Below are 16,918 nucleotides of genomic sequence, written 5' to 3' on the forward strand. Positions count from 1 at the left end.
GCGACATGTCTATGGATCGCGAGGAGATACTTGCCAGCCTGCGCGAAAGGATTCTGGCCTTCGCGACATTACGAGTATCGAGGGATCGCGCCGAGGACCTTGTCCAAGACGTGCTCTCGGTCCTTCACAACAAATATGCGCGCGTCACGGAACTGACCGAGCTGGTTCCGCTCGCTTTTCAGATCCTCCGGTTCAAAATGCTGGATGCCCATCGCAAGTCACTCCGGCGAGGCGAGTATCAGCAGGAATCGGTCGACGACCTTCCGCTCGCCGATCCCGGCGACGATCCAGCCATGGCGCTGGATCAGAAACAGCGCGTCGATCGACTCTTGATCGCGCTGGCCCAACTCGGCGAACGCTGCCGCGAACTCTTCAAGTGGAAACTGGAAGGCAACAGCTTTCCTGAAATCCAGAAGCTGATGGGCCAGAATTCGATCAACACCATTTACACGTGGGATCTGCGCTGCAGAAAACAGTTACTAACTCTCATGGGCGGAAGTTGGGAATGACGGGGGAAGTGCTGAGTCCTGAGCGAGATACGCTTCACGTTTCACGAATGACGGTTAAGAATGTCTGAGCCGGACCTCGAATAATTGCTGGGCGGATTTGCAGCCGATACACTCACTCAGGAGGAGCGTCAAAAGCTGTTCACCGCTGCACTGCACGACCAGCAGCTCTTCAATACGCTAGCCGATGAACAGGCGCTGAAAGAGTTGCTGGCCAACCCTGTCGTACGCCGCAAACTCCTCGCGTCACTGGGACAGAAGAGCGCCTCAGGCGCAGGAGGATCCTTCTCGTGGCTAGACTGGTTCAGGCGACCGGCCGGGCTGGCATTCGCCGGAGGCCTGACCGCAGCGGCCCTCGCAGTCGTATTAGGCATCAGGATTTATCAGGACAGTCTGAAACAGGCGGCGCAATCGATCGTCACTGAAGAGGCAATGCCCGCAGCAGCGCCGACAACAACTGCTCCAGCCTCTCAGCCTGCGAAGCCTTACGTCACGGAGCCCCAGGCGAAGACCAAGGAGCGCCTCGAATCGACAATTCCCTCTTCAAAGAAAGACACCCTTGCCGACAAGATGGCAAAGAGAGAACAGACTGAGCCGCCTTCACAGCCAGAACAGAGGGCATCGGATCTCGCGCGGGACAGGCGGCAACAGGGGAACGAACAAGACCCAGGACAAAAACAAGCCGAAGCTCCTGTCGCCGCACTTGGCAAGACATCGCAGGAATTAGGCTCCTCTGAGGATCAGAAACTTGCAGCGAGCGCCGCACCACCTACAGTCCCCGTGCCTGCCCCCATGCGAGCACCGGCAGTCAGTGCACGAACGCTCTTTTACGGCGAGGACGCGGCAAGGGCCGATAGTCCCGGAATGGCTCAAGAACAAGAGCGACTCAGCAAACCGCTTGCTGAGTCGGCGCCCCAATCGAACCGGCCTGAGCGGAAACTGGATCGATTCGCGCTGGCAGGAAAAGCAGTGGAAGCAGCCGCCCAACTCAAACCATTAGGACTCCGCTATAGCTTTGTCGTTTCTGGAACAGATGGGCAGGATCGGGAAGTGGATGCGGCGACGGCCGTGAAAAATACCGCGCCTGCACGTCTCGCCCTGGAGGCCAATCAAGCCTCCTATCTACAAATCTGGATGACGGTCGGCTCCTCACCCACGCAATTGCTCTTGCCTGATAAAAAAACCGGACAAATCTCCCTGAAGATTACCGCGGGCCAGCGACAACAGATTCCCTTGCCAAAGAAAAACGGTCCCGTCACCCTCACGGTCCGCCTCTCCCAAGTCCCCTTTGGACCGATCACGAGGCAGGAAGCCGCCCTGTTCGACCGGCTCTCTCCCGACCAACTCCAAGAAACAGTCCCGCAGGAACAAGCCACTTATGTCATCAACCAAGACCCAGCCTCTACGGCACAGCTCTCCGTCGAGATTCCGCTCGGTCGCTAGCGCGAGAAACTTCCTGAACCTCCTCGCAGGATGCTCAAAACGTTCGTCCAGCAAGGCCGCAGGCGAATCGAAACCGGAGGCGTACCCCTGGGGTACGTTGAGGATTTCAATGAGCCGAGAACGAAGCTGGCGGACGTTTTCAGCATCCTACAAGAAGTTGATCACCACCAGCCCGACAATCGCGGCTACTCCACCGATGCAGCAGAGCAGAAACCCGGCGGCTCCAGCCACAAACCAGGGCTTTACTCGCCGGAACTCTTGCGGCGTCAGCAACGGATGGAGCTCGACGGGAGCCCTCCACCAACGAGGCGGGAGCGTCGTGCGTGGCCTGAGCTGTCGGTAGAGAACGACGTGATACCACAGGCCCGTCGGGATCCCGACGAGGAGGCCTGCAACCAAGACCCAGAGCCCCAACTCGATCATGATCTGCGGCGTGACGACGAGCGTGATGAGCGCGATCACGCAAAATCCCACCAGGCTCGCGAGGACCAGCAGCAGTTCAAGCATGAGAGGGATTATACCGGAATCTTCTTGTAGGCGGAGGCGGTTCGTCAAAAATCAGAACAGCCTCGCAGGATGCTCAAAACGTTCGTCCAGCAAGGCCGCAGGGGAATCGAAACCGGAGGCGTACCCCTGGGGGCGCACGGTGCGACGAATAAGGAGCACCATGTCTGTGCGCGCCGCCAAGTCGGTGAGGCGGCCGGGTCTCCGTTGAGGATTTCGATGAGCCGAGAACGAAGCTGGCGAACGTTTTCAGCATCCTGCTAGACAGGAATCATGGTTGGATACGCCCAACATAGCGCCCAAGCTGCGTGACGAACGGAAACCGCAGCATCATGAACAGGTTCAAACAGACCGGGGGACCCAGATGTTCGAGGCCGATCTTCATCCCCAGTTGTCCCAGGGCCGGTTCCGCGCAGTAGGTTCCGAATAACCGATCCCACCAGGGCACATTGAAACCATAGTTGCTATTGGTTTCGCGCACGTCCACTGAATGGTGGATGCGGTGCATGTCCGGCGTCACAACGAACCACCGAAGTATGCGATCGAGACTCACCGGCATCTGCACATTGCTGTGATTGAACAGGGCCGTGCTGTTGAGCACAATCTCGAAGGCGACCACCGCGAAAGGGGCCACTCCCAACGCCAGTACCGCTGCGGCCTTCACCATCGTTGAGATCACGATTTCGACCGGATGAAAACGCACCCCGCTGGACACATCCAGATCCAGGTCGGAGTGATGCATCATGTGGAACCGCCAGAGGATCGGAACCAGGTGGAACACTTGATGCTGGCAGTAGATAATGAAGTCGAGCGCCACCACCGCCAGCCCGAATTCGAGCCAGACCGGCCCCTCGATCCAGTTCAACAGACCCCACCCACGTTCCTCCGCCATGGCGGCAACTGCCACCACACCGCCCATGAAAAACAACCGGGCGATCACCGTATTCAGGATCACGATCGTGAGATTGCCGCCCCATCGGCAGAGCTTCGAAGCCGTCAGCCTTCGTCGCGGCGCCACCAGTTCCCATGTGGCCATGATACCCAGCACGGAAAGGTACGAACCTACTCAAATGAGGTCGTCAGAGCCCATACCACCCCCTGCTCATGCTGACTCCCGCTCAATCCAATGTTCACGGATCAATGACCCCTGGAGCCTTACTACGCTCACGCATCACGACTGACCTGTAAAAAGGACCAGGGCCGGACCATGAAACCGGATGATACGCCGAACCGATCGACCTCGTGCAGCTAGAGGCCCAGGTCTGAGAGCCCTTGATGGTCATCCGGGCGACGCCCCAGCGGCCAGTGATACTTGCGCTCCGCCTCGCTGATCGGCAGGTCGTTGATGCTGGCGATACGGCGACGCATGTACCCCTGCTCGTCGAATTCCCAGTTTTCATTGCCGTAGGACCGGAACCACCTGCCGGCATCATCATGCCATTCATAGGCAAACCTCACCGCAATACGATTCTCGGAGAACGCCCATAACTCCTTGATGAGCCGATAGTCCAACTCCTTGCTCCATTTTCGAGTCAAAAACTGCGCGATGGCGTCACGTCCAGCCAGGAACTCCGCGCGATTTCGCCAGACACTGTCTTGCGTGTACGCCATGGCAACCCGCTGCGGGTCGCGGGTATTCCAGGCATCTTCGGCCATGCGAACTTTTTGAGCGGCAGTGTTCGCGTCGAATGGCGGCAATGGTGGTCTCGGGGATTCAATATCTCTCCTTACGTGAAAGATTGAGTTCGCCTATCGACTACTGAGAAAAGATATAAGACTCTGGAGCAATTGCTCGTTCGTTCTATGTACACCATCATTGATGAAAACAGCCATGATCGAGAGGGGCATCAATGGCTTCTGGGACACCTTTCAGTCCCCGCCTTCTCATATTGCGGCCTGCTGTACCAATAGGCCCAGGCGATCAATATGCCTTGAAGGGACAGTCGGAGCCACAACCCAAGCGGCGAAGCCCAGGGATACAGTTCAGGGTGCAATGCCATATGCACATTCGCAGGAAAGACCGCGATCAACAAGGCGATCAATCCCCAGGCCGCCAACCGGGACCACCGCTCGAACAGCAGAAGACCTCCCAACCCGATCTCCGCAACGCCGCTGAGGTACACCAGCGCCACAGGCCAGGGCAGATAGGGCGGCATGATGCTCAGATAAAACGGCATGTTTAGGAAATGGTTCACTCCGGCCGCCATAAAGAACAGGCCGTACAGCCAACGCGAGATGTGTTTGATTCGATTCATCGCTCAAGCTGAATGGGCGAGACTCTCACCATGGAAAATTAACCCTCTAGCGCTTGTCCGGCGGGATCGTTTTGAGCTTGGCCAAGAACTGGCGATGCGCCGCCGCATCGACCGGTCGATGTTTCACCTTCGTGCCAGCCGGATCGTTCCCGAGGAAGTTGTCGCCGTTCCAATTCGTCGCAGATCTGATTGGCCTCTGGACGAACCCACCGCCGCAGTTGGGACAGACATTACCCAGAACCTGCTCAACGCACGTCACACAGAAGGTGCACTCATACGAGCAGATCCGCGCCTCAAGCGACTCAGGCGGCAGAGCCTTGTTGCAGTGCTCGCAGGTCGGTCTGAGTTCAAGCATGGTGTTCTCGATGTGAAGCTACCTAAAACCGGCAATCAATGGTTCCTGGAACATTTTCCTGCTCCCCTGGAATGAATGGGTATGTGTCAACGCATGAGAATCTTGGCGGTGATGATGGCTGGGTCGTTCTCGTACCCACGTTCCGCAAGTACGGTGACTTTGTGTTTTATGTCTTCGGGTGACCAAAAAATCCATTTATTCTGCTCCATGAACTGACGGAGTGGCCCGCTTTGCCCTTGGTAGACCTTGCCAGCAGCGAGACCGAGGGAAATCTTCGTATCTGGCCTCGCCATGCCGCAGGCAACGAGGTCTTGCAACAACCTTGAGAAAACGATTGAGCGATAGCGCTTTGAGGTGAAAAGCTTGTAGCGCCCCTTTGGCACATCGTGCTCTTCTTGCAGTTGTGCGAGTTTGACACCCGGAGAATCGAGGAAAGACTTTGCCTCAAGGGCAAGCACTTCGTTTCTAGCGAAATGAAGCGCTAGCAAGTCGATCTCCTGACGCGGACTGGAGTGCTTTCCGACTTGTCGCTTTTCTTCTTTTGTCACGTTGACCTTGAAAGATCTACGTACCCAATAGCCATCCGCTTCAAGCAGTGTAGCGATGATGCTCTCAAAATGATCCATCAGTGACTCACCGACACATGGCAATCAATGGTTCCTGGAACCTTACCCAGCTCCCGAGAAACGCACGGTCGCCTACAGAAATTCAGAATGTCCCCGTTTCCTGCTCCAGTCTTTCTCATCACCTTCTTTTTCTCGCTTTAGCTTTATCGCTCAGCTTCTGAATCTCCTGTGTGAGACGGGAATCATCCACCTCATCTAACTCAGAGAACTTTTCAAGGGCATATGCTCGCATACCGCGTTGCGTGGGGATGCGACAAAACTCTGAGTCGTCCAAAAGACTCCGGGTCTTGGCAAGCACGCGCTCCTCCTGCTTCAACCTCTGTGCATCCATCTTCTCGCGAATCGCCTCCCGGTCTTCAGCAACCTTCTCGATAGCCTTTTGTTGTTGCCCCTCAAATGAATCCCACCAAGCCTCAGATAAAGAAAAGCTCAGTGCAGCCAACTGACCCTTTGCGATCAATAGAAACTGACACTCCTCTCCGATATACTTCCTAAAGTCTGCCAATGACGGCAATGCAACCGTCAAATCAAAACTCTCTGCATCTCCCGCAGACTCATCCGAACTCAATACTTCCTCCTCGAAGTCTTCACCACCATCCTTGACGTCGTAATCCAAATCATAATTAAAATCTTCTTCGCCGAGCTTCGAGACGAAGAAAAAAATCACCGTCACCCCCAACGCCTTTGCCGCCTCAAAAAACTCCTCCAACGAGCCGGAGAACATAAAATCCGTCGGCTCATCACGGGTAGCGCCTCCCTCAACAGGGATGGGATAGAAACCTGCCGACTTGATGCGTTGCATTAGTTCCGAGGTGATCATAATAAACCTATTTATTGCAGGTATTGAGCGGAAATAGTACGCCCCGACGGTCTACAACTTTGTGCGTGATTCTTGCGCGTGTTCACTTACTTGTCAACGTTCATTCCAAGCTTGCGCGTCCTCGCTTCAAGAGAGTGGCCTGCATAGTCTCCCACTGCGCGCGTCCAACGAAAATTGTTCACCTGGTCTATCTCGTCTATCTGGTTTGTCTGGTTGGTCGGACTGGAAATTCATCCAGAAGAACCAGACAGACGAGCCTCCGCGCGTTGCGCGAGCACAGGAGATCACCTAGCCTGCCCTCTCTCCCCCTTCGGAGGGCGCGCGTTCCGCGAGCAAAGAGACTACGCCAGCCGCCTCGCCCTCCTTCCCTTGCGCCCACAGACCATTCGTGATAACTGAAGAGATATGAGCGACACCGGCCACATGACTTCTGAGGGAAGCGCCAGGGTTCAGGCTGCAATAAGACAAGTCTTGGCTTGCCATCCATCTATCGCCGTGGCGATCCTCTTCGGCTCGCTCGCGGCCGGACGCGAACGAGCCGATAGCGACCTGGATCTTGCCGTGGCTTCGACCGCGCCGCTCAGTCCGCAGACCCGACTTCAGCTCATCGAAGAACTGGCGGTCGCGATGGGTCGGCCAATCGACCTGATCGATCTCTCACAGACTCACGGACCACTCTTGCAACAGATTCTGACGAAGGGGTGTTTGATTTTCTGTACCGACCGGACACGCTATGCCGACCTGCTCCTGCGAGTGGTCTATGAAGAGGCCGACGTGATGCCCTATTATCGCCGCATCCTCGCGGAAAGAAGGCAGGCATGGATCGGAACACAGCCCGCATTACCCACGGAAGCTTCTACTACAACCGCCGATACGTCGCTACGACACGCCTGACGGCGGGCGGGCTCGCCGCTCACTCGGTCAACATACTGTGTTAAGTATGCCTCCCTCATTCACGACTCCGCGCGCCCGTCTCGCTTGACGTCTCAACGGTTCCGTCACGAACCCTCGTGAATAATGCGGGCTAGTCGAAGCCAAGCTCGAATCCCTCCGCCGCTGCGTCGAGCGAATCGCGACAAAGACGCCGTCGTCTTCCGATCAACTGGCACAGAACCCCGACCTGCAAGACATCATCGCCCTAAATCTCCAACGTGCCGTGCAATTATCCGTGGATCTTGCCTCCCACCTGATTGCCGAAACCGACGCCCGTCCGCCTGCCACCATGGCGGAGAACTTCGACGCGCTCAAGAACCTTCAGATCATCACCCCTGCCCTGGCTGACCGTATGACAAAAGCGGTCGGATTCAGAAACATTGCGGTTCATAGCTATCACACCATCGATTGGAACATCGTCTATCAGATCTGCAGCCGTCACCTCGACGATTTTCGGCAGTTCGCCCAAGCGGTTGCCCAACGACTCAACGCCCGCTAAACATATTAACTGGCCAGACCCCTTCGCCTCCATCTCAAATGGGGGAGGCCTGCTCGATCTCCTACTGCGCACGTCCAACGAGGGCCTTCTCAGGCCGCGCGTTGCGCGAGCACCGGAGATCAGCAGCGAACCTAGTCTTCCAGTTCACTCCCTCATCGTTTAAATAGGGGAGTAGCCAGATCGTCCTTTACTGCGCGCATTGAGGGAGCACATTCTGATCGTGCGGCCTCAGCGAGCAAGAAGGGCGGTCTGGCTACTCCCCGCCTGTCCGCCTAAGAAGACCGTTGTTTGGTTTGTCTGGTCTATCTGGTTTTGTTGGTTGAACGAAACTAACCGGATGAACCAAATCAACCAGATGGAGCAGATAGACCAGGCTTCCCCTAGACGTACAGGCAATCGAAGCCCTGTTATACCGAGATGAGTTTCCTGCAGCCTGCTAGCACTGAAACGACAACGGCGAGATGTGGGAGTCCCACACCTCGCCGTGTCTTGCTTGACGCCAACCCGAAAGCTGACGCTGTTGCCCTACGTTCTCACTGAAAGAGAGAACGTCGTCTGTCGTGTTGACTGGTAGGCCAGATAGACCGAGCTCCCCGCCTGTTCGGGAGCCGTAGGAGCCGGATTCGTCTGAGCCCCTTCAGCCTGCTGCGTTTCGCCTGCCTTCTCATTCTGCGATGTCTTCCCGAAGTTCTTCAGGAATTGCGAAAAATATTTGCCGAGCTTGTCCGTCTCGATCCGTGCGCTTTTCGTCGCATCCAACACTTGCTGCACGATCGACGAGGTCTGGCTTGGCACAGCCGCAGGCGCCGCACCCTGGGTTGGCACCGTGATACCAGTCGACGGAGACGGGATCGCCGCTGCCGTCGTCGGCGCCTCACCTTGGGTCACGGCTTCAGTGGTTGGAGCCGGAGGTGGAATCGCAGGGACTGTGGTATCGGAAGACGGAGCAGGGATCGCCTCCTCCGTCGTGGGTGCCGGACCAAAGGTGACGGCCTGAGGTGTTGGGGCAGACGGAATGGTCGGAGGAGTCGACGTGTCGGGCTGGCTCGCCGTCTCACCGGTCAATGCCGCAGCAAAGCGCGTCACCGTCCGTTCGAAGTCGACGCTCAGGTCCAAACCGGACAGGGAGGAGTAGTCGCCAAAACTCTCGCTCAGCTTTGAAGACTTAGCCAGGGCCGCATCATCCTGTCCGCTCAAGACTTTCTTGAAGATGTTCGCGACTTTCCGAAACAGTTTGGAAAGGTCCTTCACCTCTTGGTCGTTCAGATCGCCTTCGACCGTCACCCCGAATTCTTGTTTGAGCGAGTACTCGGCATACTTCGCCTCAATATCCGTCGTCGTACCGTTGCCGGCGGCATGGGACGTATAGTTCACCGCGCGGAAATCGGATTCAATATCCGCTGAGAGGGTAATCTTGTCGCCTTCCGCCGTCGTCACACTGAGGCGACCGGAGAAGTCGGTGGAGACCGCAACCCCGCCGACCTTCGTATCCAATCGCTGAGCGCCCGTATTGTTCGAAGACGACAGGTTGAAGAACTGGTTCGGATCGACTTGGGTCAGCGCTTGAACGGACATGATGCCACTCCTCGATTTGACAGGCTCAGTACGACTTGCCGCGTACTTCTCCTATCGGCGCCCACTAGGTTGAACTTTAGTACGCCAGCGCTCTTGTGCTATATATAACGAATACGATCTGCGATAAGACCTTCGACTCCATGCCCCACAGAGGAGGGACCGTGATGAAACAACATGCTGTTTTGGCCCTATTTCCAGCGCTTCTGCTGTTGGCATCCGGCTGCACACTCAAAGCCACAGTTAAGGAAACGACCGATACCACCTCCAATGTGACAGGCACGACGTCCGGCCGCACCTGGTGGAATGAAGACGGGCTCCTGCATCCCGAACATAAGCTCACGGCCTTTTTGGCCCTGAACGAGGCCAATGTGGAGCAGGATCTGGCACGAGGGCGTGGGGAATACGTGACATCGCTTGGCACTCTTCTAGGATTACCGGACGACCAGCAGACCGCCTTTCACAGCAAGGCCCAGGCGAACTTCGAAGCGCTCACCACATCCGATCGAGACACCCAGGTCCAACAGGTGCGGACGCTGGCTCGCTAAACATTGAATAAGGAATACTCGACCGATGCTCCCATTTCGACGAATTTTTAATCCCACGGATTTCTCAACCGAAGACTCCGCGGCATTCGCCCATGCCCTCAAACTCACCTGCCTTGTACAGGGCGAGCTGACGATGATGCATGTCGACCCCGCCATCGGGCGCAAAGACTTCGAAGACTTCCCTCGCATCCGGCCGCTCCTCGCTCGATGGGGCGTCTTGCCGGAAGGCAGCTCGAAAGACGATGTCGTGAAATTGGGGATCCAGATCAAACGAGTCCGCGCCATCGCAGATCATGCCACAGACGCCATCCTCCAGCAGTTGATCGCCCACCCCTCAGACCTGTTAGTGCTGTCGACGCACCAGCGCGAAGGCTTCGCTCGACTCACGCACAAGGCCGTGGCCGAGCCCTTATCGCGCAAGACTCACACCAAAACGCTCTTTGTCCCAACCGGCGTCGAGGGGTTCGTCTCAACGGAAACAGGCAAGATCAACCTCACCCGCGTGTTGATCCCCATCGTCCATACGCCGCACCCGCAACCGGCCATCGATCTTGCAGCAGAACTGGCGAGTGCGTTGGGCAGCGAGAATGTCTTATTCGAACTGGTGCATCTTGGGAAAGAAGCCGATCTCCCGAAATTCACCAAGCCCGAGCGCCCAGGCTGGTCGTGGGAGACCCTCGCCGCCAAGGGCGATCCGGTCGAGTGGATACTGGCGGCTGGAGCGGAGTTCGACGTGGACCTGATCGTGATGATGACGGATGGGCACAACAGCCTGTTCGACCTGCTTCGCGGCAGCACCACCGAACGGGTGGTCCGTGGGGCACGCTGCCCTCTGCTCGCTATTCCAGCCTGAGTTGATGGTTCGGTCTGCTCCCCTCAAGCTGCTCGTTCGGTCTGTCCGCAGCGCCCCGACCCAGCACAGTTCGCACCACCACCCCGTCACGAAGCACCAACATGTTCGTCGGGACAGCCGGTATCCGCGGTCCCGGGAGAATCACACCGGCCAGATTCAGCGGGTCGCAGGCGGACAGCTTGACCTCCTGAGCCAGACCGAAGCCGGTCTGGCGTAACGCCCGCATCGACTGGACCGCCTCCGGCAATGCAAATTGCTCCCCGACAAATCCCGAGACGAAACGTCCCCCTCGGATCTCGCCTTGCAGCTCCATGCGCCGATATTGCACCAGCAAATCGCGCCAGGACTGGACCAACGATTCACGGGCCAGCAAATCGCGAAACACCACGCCATAACGACGAAGGAGTTGGCGCGCAACGGGCTCAACCGAGCGTGAAACGTCAGACGTAAGGCGTGAGGCGACTAACCGCGAGGGCTCAGGACTGATAGCTGATGGCTGATGGCTGAAAGCGCTTCGGAGCAGCGACCACCGCCCGGCTGAATGACGGGGCCGGCGAGACCGCCCTCGTCCTTCTGCTCGACGGCGACGCGGATCCATGAGCGCGCGAAGATTATCGAAGCCATCGGCCGTGACCAGGCCTGTGGCCACGAGTTCCCAGAGCCCTTCTTCCACTTCACTCGGAAGATGGTTGGTCATTCGCACGAGATCGGCAAAGAAGCTTGCCCCTCGCTCAGACAAAGTCCGACGAAGATCTTGCGCCACGGCACTCAACTGGACAAAGGGGTCAGGCCCGGCCGATGCGGCGTCAGCGTGGAAGACATCCATTAACCACTCGCTCTCCTCACGTGGAAAGAGACCGATCGGCGCCACACTCGTCGGGACGATCCGACGTCGGTCAAGATCGCTGCCCTGTGCCAACCGCGGATGAGGAGACAACCGGCCCCAACTGACGGCCCCGCTCAGACAGAGCCGGTCCAGATACTCCGGCTCATATTTCGCCAACCGCGCCCGTAACAGCTGTGGCTCCCAGGCCGAGGCGGCCGCTTCGAAACCGGCCAACTGGGCGATCACGTCAGCCAGCCCCGCCTCTCCATGCAAACGTGCCCCAGGCGCCACATGTTGCCACCGCAAGAGAAAGGACATGAACTCAGCCGCCGTGACCGGCTCGATTTCCTTTCTCAGCCTGCCAATGGTCAATCGATGGATGCGGGCCAGCAACCGGCGATGGCACCACTCGGGCGCGCCCGACAATGCTGAGTCCTGAGTGCTGATTGCTGAGCGCGGCCGGAACTGGCCGCGGAGGACTTGACCGGACGCTTCGAGGCGAAGCAGAGAATGAGAGACCGTTTCAACCGGAAGGTGCAATCGCGCTCCAAGTTCACTATCCATCGTCGGCCCAATGCTTTCCATCCAGCCGAGCACGATAGCGTCGAGCGTCGTCTCATCGCCTCCCACCAATGCCGTTTCGACCTGGGACTGATGTTCTTTCGCCACCCAGCCTCTTGCCTCTCGCCCCTCGTCCCGAGCCACCAACTCAATTGCCCGCCCTTCCTCTATCAATCGTGGCAGGTGCATCGCCCAGTCCTTGAGTTCCTCGACCGGCAACCAAACCAACGTGAGCAAGGCATCGTGCAATTCATCCGGATCGCGCACGACGGGCCAGGATTCGCGCTGCACTTCCTCAATGGCTGCAGGGTCTAACGCCCCGACCTCGTCGGCCAACTGAGCCGGCAACGTGCGCCGCATCTCCACCGCCCGCGCACGCCGCTCTTCCAACGGTGCATCGTCGAGAAACGCATAGGGGTTGGCATTCAAGATCTCGTGCGAGAACGGCGAGGGGATCGGCGTATCGACCGCCACACAACGAATGGCCCCTGCTTCAATCTGCTTGAGGATTGCCGTCAACCCGTCGAGATCCATCGCCTCCGTGAAACAATCCCGCAGGGTCTCGTTCACGAGCGGATGATCAGGAATCTGGCGGGTTCGCTCCCCGACAATATTGTCCTGACAGGCGATGGCATCGGGGAAGACGGCGCCGAGCAGATCCTCCGCCTTCATCCGTTGAATCTGCGGGGGAACTTTTTTGCCATGGGAAAAACGCAGCAACAGCAACGCACGGCTCACATTCCAGCGCCAGCGAGTCATAAACATCGGGGCCTGAAGCACGGCGGGCAGCAAGACCTCGCGAAGCGTCTGGCTATGCAGGAAGCCGAACACCGAATCGAGCGGGAAACTGTGCTTCTCGCCGAGTGAGATCACAATCCCATTGTCGGTCGCCGCCGCTTGCAGTTCGAAATCGAACGTCACGCAAAATCGCTTCCGCAAGGCGAGGCCCCAAGCCCGGTTGATCCGCCCTCCGAATGGCGTGTGCAAGACGAGCTGCATCCCGCCGCTTTCATCGAAGAACCGTTCCGCCACGATCGTCTGTTGGGTCGGCACCGTTCCGAGCACCGCGATTCCAGCGGCGATGTAGGCGACAGCTTGCTCCGCACCACGTTGGTCAAGCGCACATTCACTCTTTATCCAGCTGATGGCTGATCGCTGATGGCTGATAGCCGGATCGGAAGAAGACAATCGCTCTGCAATCGCCTGGCGAAGAGATGCCACTTCGGCAGAAAGCTCTGCCGTGCGCGACGGCGCTTCGCCTCGCCAGAAGGGAATGTTGGGCGGGGCTCCGTGAGCATCCTCCACACGCACCTTGCCCCTCTCGATGCCCTTGATGCGCCAGGACGTGTTGCCCAGCAACATGATATCGCCGGCCAGACTCTCCACAGCGAAGTCTTCATCGACCGATCCCACGACCGTACCGTCAGGTTCCGCAACCACGGCATAGTTCGCCGTGTCAGGGATGGCCCCGCCGGAGGTGATCGCCGCAAGCCTTGCCCCTCGTCGGCCCTTAATGCGACGATTGATCCGATCGTGGAATAGATAGGCCAGCCCCCGCCCGCGATTGGTCGCAATCCCGTCCGCCAACATCCGCAACACCTGGTCGAACTCCGAACGGTCCAAGGCTCGATAGGGATCGGCCCGCCGGCAGAGATTGAACAGATCGTCCTCTTCCCATGTCTGTGTCGCTGCGGCTGCCACTATCTGCTGCGCCAAAATATCGAGCGGAGCCGGCGGTACGGCAATGCGATCCAGGACTCCTGTCCGAATCGCTCGCATCAGCGCCGCACATTCGAGCAAGTCGTCCCTCGTCATTGCAAACAGACGGCCCTTGGGAATGGCCTTGATCCAGTGACCGGCCCGGCCGACCCGCTGCAGACAGGTGGCAATCGCACGGGGCGAACCGATCTGACAGACAAGATCCACGGCCCCGATATCGATGCCGAGTTCCAGGGAAGCCGTGGCGACGACAACGCGCGTCTTGCCGCTCTTCAGCCGCTCTTCAGCCGACAAGCGAATCTGGCGCGAAAGGCTGCCATGGTGCGCCGCCACGGCATCGGCGCCTAAATCTCGCAGCCGTTCCTCCAGGAAATGCGAGACTCGTTCAGCCAGGCGTCTCGTATTGACGAAAACCAGGGTCGAGCGGTGCTGCCGGACCAGTTCGGCGACGCGATCATAGATATCGGCCCAGATCGCATTCGTGGCCACAGCGCTCAATTCGTCCTTCGGCACCTCCACAGCCAGATCCATCTCGCGCTTATGCCCCACGTCGATGATGGTGCAGGGAGCCGTGCGGGACGAAGGGGTACAGGCTGAAGGTTCACGATTGCCGACCAGGAACTGCGCCACGGCTTCAATCGGCCGTTGTGTGGCAGAGAGCCCGATCCGTTGAGGCTTCGTGAGCGTCAGCGCTTCTAATCGCTCCAGCGACAAAGCCAAGTGGGCGCCTCGTTTATTCGGCGCCACAGCGTGGATTTCATCGACGATGACGGTCCGGACCGTCTGCAAAAGTCGGCGGCTCTTCTCCGCCGTCAATAAAATATAGAGCGACTCCGGGGTCGTGACGAGAATATGGGGCGGCCGCTTGAGCATCTGCTGGCGATCAGCCATCGGCGTATCGCCGGTGCGGACCAACACACGAAGTTCCGGCATCAAGAGCCCCGCAGACAAGGCTGCGTTTCCTATTTCAGCAAGCGGCTGTTGAAGATTTTTCTGAATGTCGTTGCTGAGCGCTTTCAGCGGCGAGACATAGAGCACCTGCGTATAGTCGTCGAGTTCACGCGCCAGGGCCTGTTTGAAGAGGTGATCGATGCAGGAGAGAAAGGCGGCAAATGTTTTACCGGAGCCGGTCGGCGCGGCGATCAACACATCGCCACCGGACTGAATGGCAGGCCAAGCCTGAACCTGAACATCGGTGGGAACACCGACGCTCGAACGAAACCAGTCAGCAATGAGAGGGTGGAATCGGGAGAGCGGCATGGTACGAAGATCGTACCATGCCGCAACATGAAGCTCTATCGGCTAGGGTGTCGCGCGGACATACGTGTGCTGACCGCCACCAGTGCCCAGATTGCTCGCCAGCGAGGCGAACGCAACAAATCCTCCGCTCCCATTCATGGCAGGGATATCGCTTGCGGCATCACCCGCGACGACACTTCCGCTCGTATTGTCTCGAGACACCAGGCTCGTTGTCGGCCCAGTACGGTCATGGAGATATACTTGTTGTCCACTGATCAGAGCGATCAGATTGGTTGAGGCCGACACAAAAGCGACGTAACGTCCGTCGGCGCTGATGGACGGTGTATTGCTATTTTGGTTCCCGGCATTAGGGGTCCCACTATTGTCTCGCGAAATGAGACTATTGGTGCCGTTCGCGCCCGTATTCCGGTCGTGGATATACACCTGCTGCCCACTGAACCCGGCCACAATATTGGTGGCCCCTGAAACAAAGGCCACATAGCGGCCATCGCCGCTGATCGATGGGACACTGCTGTTCCCGTTGCCGGCCGTGCCTGCACTATCTTTCGAAACCAGGCTGGTCGTACCGTTGGGCCCATTCAAGCGATCGTGAACATAGATCTGCCGGTTGCCCCCGGCGGCGCCGAGGTTGGTCGACAACGAAGCAAAGGCCACAAACTGGCCGTCTGAACTTATCGTCGGGGTAGAACTACTGTCATTGCCAGGTATGGGAGTCAGGTTGTTGTCCTTCGAAACCAGCGTCGTCTGCCCCGTTTGCCGATCATGCACATAGACCTGTGCCCCGCTGACACCCGATACTAAATTCGTCGACGCCGAGACAAAGGCAATATAGCGCCCGTCTGCGCTGATCGCCGGCGCACTGCTGATACCAGTACCGACCACGCCTGCACTGCTTTTCGAGATGACGGAGGTCTGGCCGGTCTGACGATTGCGCACGTAAATCTGTTGGCCGCTGACTCCGGTCACGAGGTTCGTAGCCAGCGAGACAAACGCCACGAGGCTCCCATCGCTACTGATTGAAGGCGCGCTACTCCCACCGTTTCCCGAGATGACAATCGTTGCGGTGCTATCGCGTGAAACCACTTCAATTTGATTCGTTTGCCGACTGTGCAGATAGATCTGCGAGCCGCTGACACCGGTGACGAAATTTGCCGCTTGAGAGGTAAAGGCCACGAGGCTTCCGTCACTGTTGATGGAAGGAGCCGAACTGGCACCGCTACCTGCCACACCGGTACCATCGACTGATACGCGATCTGTCCTTGGATGCACCGCAAACAATACCGAACCGGTCGCAGCCTTGCCTGTGCCGTCCCTCACAGTGAACACCGCGGTCGGATTTCCCTCTGCCGTCGGGGTGCCGCTCACGACACCCGTTCCTGCATTGAGGGTGAGGCCTGTCGGCAGGGTACCGCCAGACAAGGTCCAGGTGAACGGAGCCGTGCCCCCTGTGGCAGCCAATGTCGAGGAATAGGCATTCCCGACTACGCCATACGTTGCCGAGGTCGTCGATACCGCAAAGACCTGAGTAGTGCCTCCTCCCGCACCACTCCCGCCACCTGAACAGCTGAGGAGACTGAACCCGAGGATCATGACCGACAATATTGAGGCGATATGTTTCATATCCGGAATTCTCCTACG

16 protein-coding genes are annotated in these 16,918 nt (G+C 58.1%); 6 read left to right on the forward strand and 10 right to left on the reverse strand.

The window, feature by feature from the left end; all coding sequences use genetic code 11:
• Positions 1-11 precede the first annotated feature (11 nt).
• Together Q7U76_09160 and Q7U76_09165 are read left to right on the forward strand one after the other, a co-directional pair.
• Entirely contained in the window at positions 12-509 is a 498-nt protein-coding gene (locus Q7U76_09160; protein MDO8356543.1) for a sigma-70 family RNA polymerase sigma factor, read from the forward strand.
• An 84-nt stretch (positions 510-593) separates the two neighbouring features.
• Entirely contained in the window at positions 594-1,949 is a 1,356-nt protein-coding gene (locus tag Q7U76_09165; GenBank protein MDO8356544.1) for a hypothetical protein, read from the forward strand.
• 147 nt (positions 1,950-2,096) lie between these two features.
• Here the strand turns inward: Q7U76_09165 and Q7U76_09170 are convergent, their stop codons facing one another.
• The 7 genes from Q7U76_09170 to Q7U76_09200 all read right to left on the reverse strand — a co-directional run bounded on the left by Q7U76_09170 (position 2,097) and on the right by Q7U76_09200 (position 6,509).
• A complete protein-coding gene (locus Q7U76_09170) occupies positions 2,097-2,456 on the reverse strand; it encodes a hypothetical protein (GenBank protein MDO8356545.1) in 360 nt (119 codons plus the stop codon).
• Between the two features lie 268 nt (positions 2,457-2,724).
• Positions 2,725-3,489 carry a sterol desaturase family protein gene (locus tag Q7U76_09175; protein ID MDO8356546.1) on the reverse strand — a complete coding sequence of 255 codons (765 nt, stop codon included), beginning with the start codon at positions 3,487-3,489 and terminating at the stop codon, positions 2,725-2,727.
• A 212-nt stretch (positions 3,490-3,701) separates the two neighbouring features.
• Complete coding sequence (locus tag Q7U76_09180; protein MDO8356547.1) at positions 3,702-4,172, reverse strand: nuclear transport factor 2 family protein; 471 nt, start codon at positions 4,170-4,172, stop codon at positions 3,702-3,704.
• Positions 4,173-4,300: 128 nt separating this feature from the next.
• The gene (locus Q7U76_09185) at positions 4,301-4,708 is read right to left on the reverse strand and encodes a DoxX family membrane protein (GenBank protein ID MDO8356548.1); all 408 of its coding nucleotides are present in this window, start codon (positions 4,706-4,708) and stop codon (positions 4,301-4,303) included.
• 46 nt (positions 4,709-4,754) lie between these two features.
• Complete coding sequence (locus tag Q7U76_09190) at positions 4,755-5,063, reverse strand: DUF1272 domain-containing protein (protein ID MDO8356549.1); 309 nt, start codon at positions 5,061-5,063, stop codon at positions 4,755-4,757.
• Between the two features lie 86 nt (positions 5,064-5,149).
• Positions 5,150-5,689 carry a hypothetical protein gene (locus Q7U76_09195; GenBank protein ID MDO8356550.1) on the reverse strand — a complete coding sequence of 180 codons (540 nt, stop codon included), beginning with the start codon at positions 5,687-5,689 and terminating at the stop codon, positions 5,150-5,152.
• Between the two features lie 118 nt (positions 5,690-5,807).
• On the reverse strand, positions 5,808-6,509 hold the full coding sequence (locus Q7U76_09200; GenBank protein MDO8356551.1) for a hypothetical protein: 702 nt from the start codon (positions 6,507-6,509) through the stop codon (positions 5,808-5,810).
• Positions 6,510-6,914: 405 nt separating this feature from the next.
• On the opposite strand from Q7U76_09200, the gene Q7U76_09205 reads away from it, so the two are divergent.
• Both Q7U76_09205 and Q7U76_09210 read left to right on the forward strand, forming a co-directional pair.
• Positions 6,915-7,403 (forward strand): nucleotidyltransferase domain-containing protein, encoded by a 489-nt coding sequence (locus tag Q7U76_09205; GenBank protein ID MDO8356552.1) that lies wholly within the window; start codon positions 6,915-6,917, stop codon positions 7,401-7,403.
• Between the two features lie 175 nt (positions 7,404-7,578).
• A complete protein-coding gene (locus tag Q7U76_09210) occupies positions 7,579-7,941 on the forward strand; it encodes a DUF86 domain-containing protein (protein MDO8356553.1) in 363 nt (120 codons plus the stop codon).
• A 525-nt stretch (positions 7,942-8,466) separates the two neighbouring features.
• Here Q7U76_09210 and Q7U76_09215 read toward each other — a convergent pair.
• The gene (locus Q7U76_09215) at positions 8,467-9,516 is read right to left on the reverse strand and encodes a hypothetical protein (protein MDO8356554.1); all 1,050 of its coding nucleotides are present in this window, start codon (positions 9,514-9,516) and stop codon (positions 8,467-8,469) included.
• 164 nt (positions 9,517-9,680) lie between these two features.
• Between Q7U76_09215 and Q7U76_09220 the strand changes: the two genes are divergently transcribed.
• On the forward strand, positions 9,681-10,061 hold the full coding sequence (locus tag Q7U76_09220) for a DUF3015 family protein (protein ID MDO8356555.1): 381 nt from the start codon (positions 9,681-9,683) through the stop codon (positions 10,059-10,061).
• A gap of 25 nt (positions 10,062-10,086) precedes the next feature.
• Positions 10,087-10,914 (forward strand): universal stress protein, encoded by an 828-nt coding sequence (locus tag Q7U76_09225; protein MDO8356556.1) that lies wholly within the window; start codon positions 10,087-10,089, stop codon positions 10,912-10,914.
• On the opposite strand, the gene Q7U76_09230 is transcribed toward Q7U76_09225, so the two are convergent.
• Both Q7U76_09230 and Q7U76_09235 read right to left on the reverse strand, forming a co-directional pair.
• On the reverse strand, positions 10,901-15,280 hold the full coding sequence (locus Q7U76_09230; protein ID MDO8356557.1) for a DEAD/DEAH box helicase: 4,380 nt from the start codon (positions 15,278-15,280) through the stop codon (positions 10,901-10,903). The two genes, Q7U76_09225 and Q7U76_09230, sit on opposite strands and share 14 nt — an antisense overlap.
• Positions 15,281-15,322: 42 nt before the next feature.
• A complete protein-coding gene (locus Q7U76_09235; GenBank protein ID MDO8356558.1) occupies positions 15,323-16,900 on the reverse strand; it encodes a putative Ig domain-containing protein in 1,578 nt (525 codons plus the stop codon).
• Positions 16,901-16,918: the final 18 nt, after the last annotated feature.

Source organism: Nitrospirota bacterium (assembly GCA_030645475.1).
Classification (GTDB): Bacteria; Nitrospirota; Nitrospiria; order Nitrospirales; family Nitrospiraceae; genus Palsa-1315.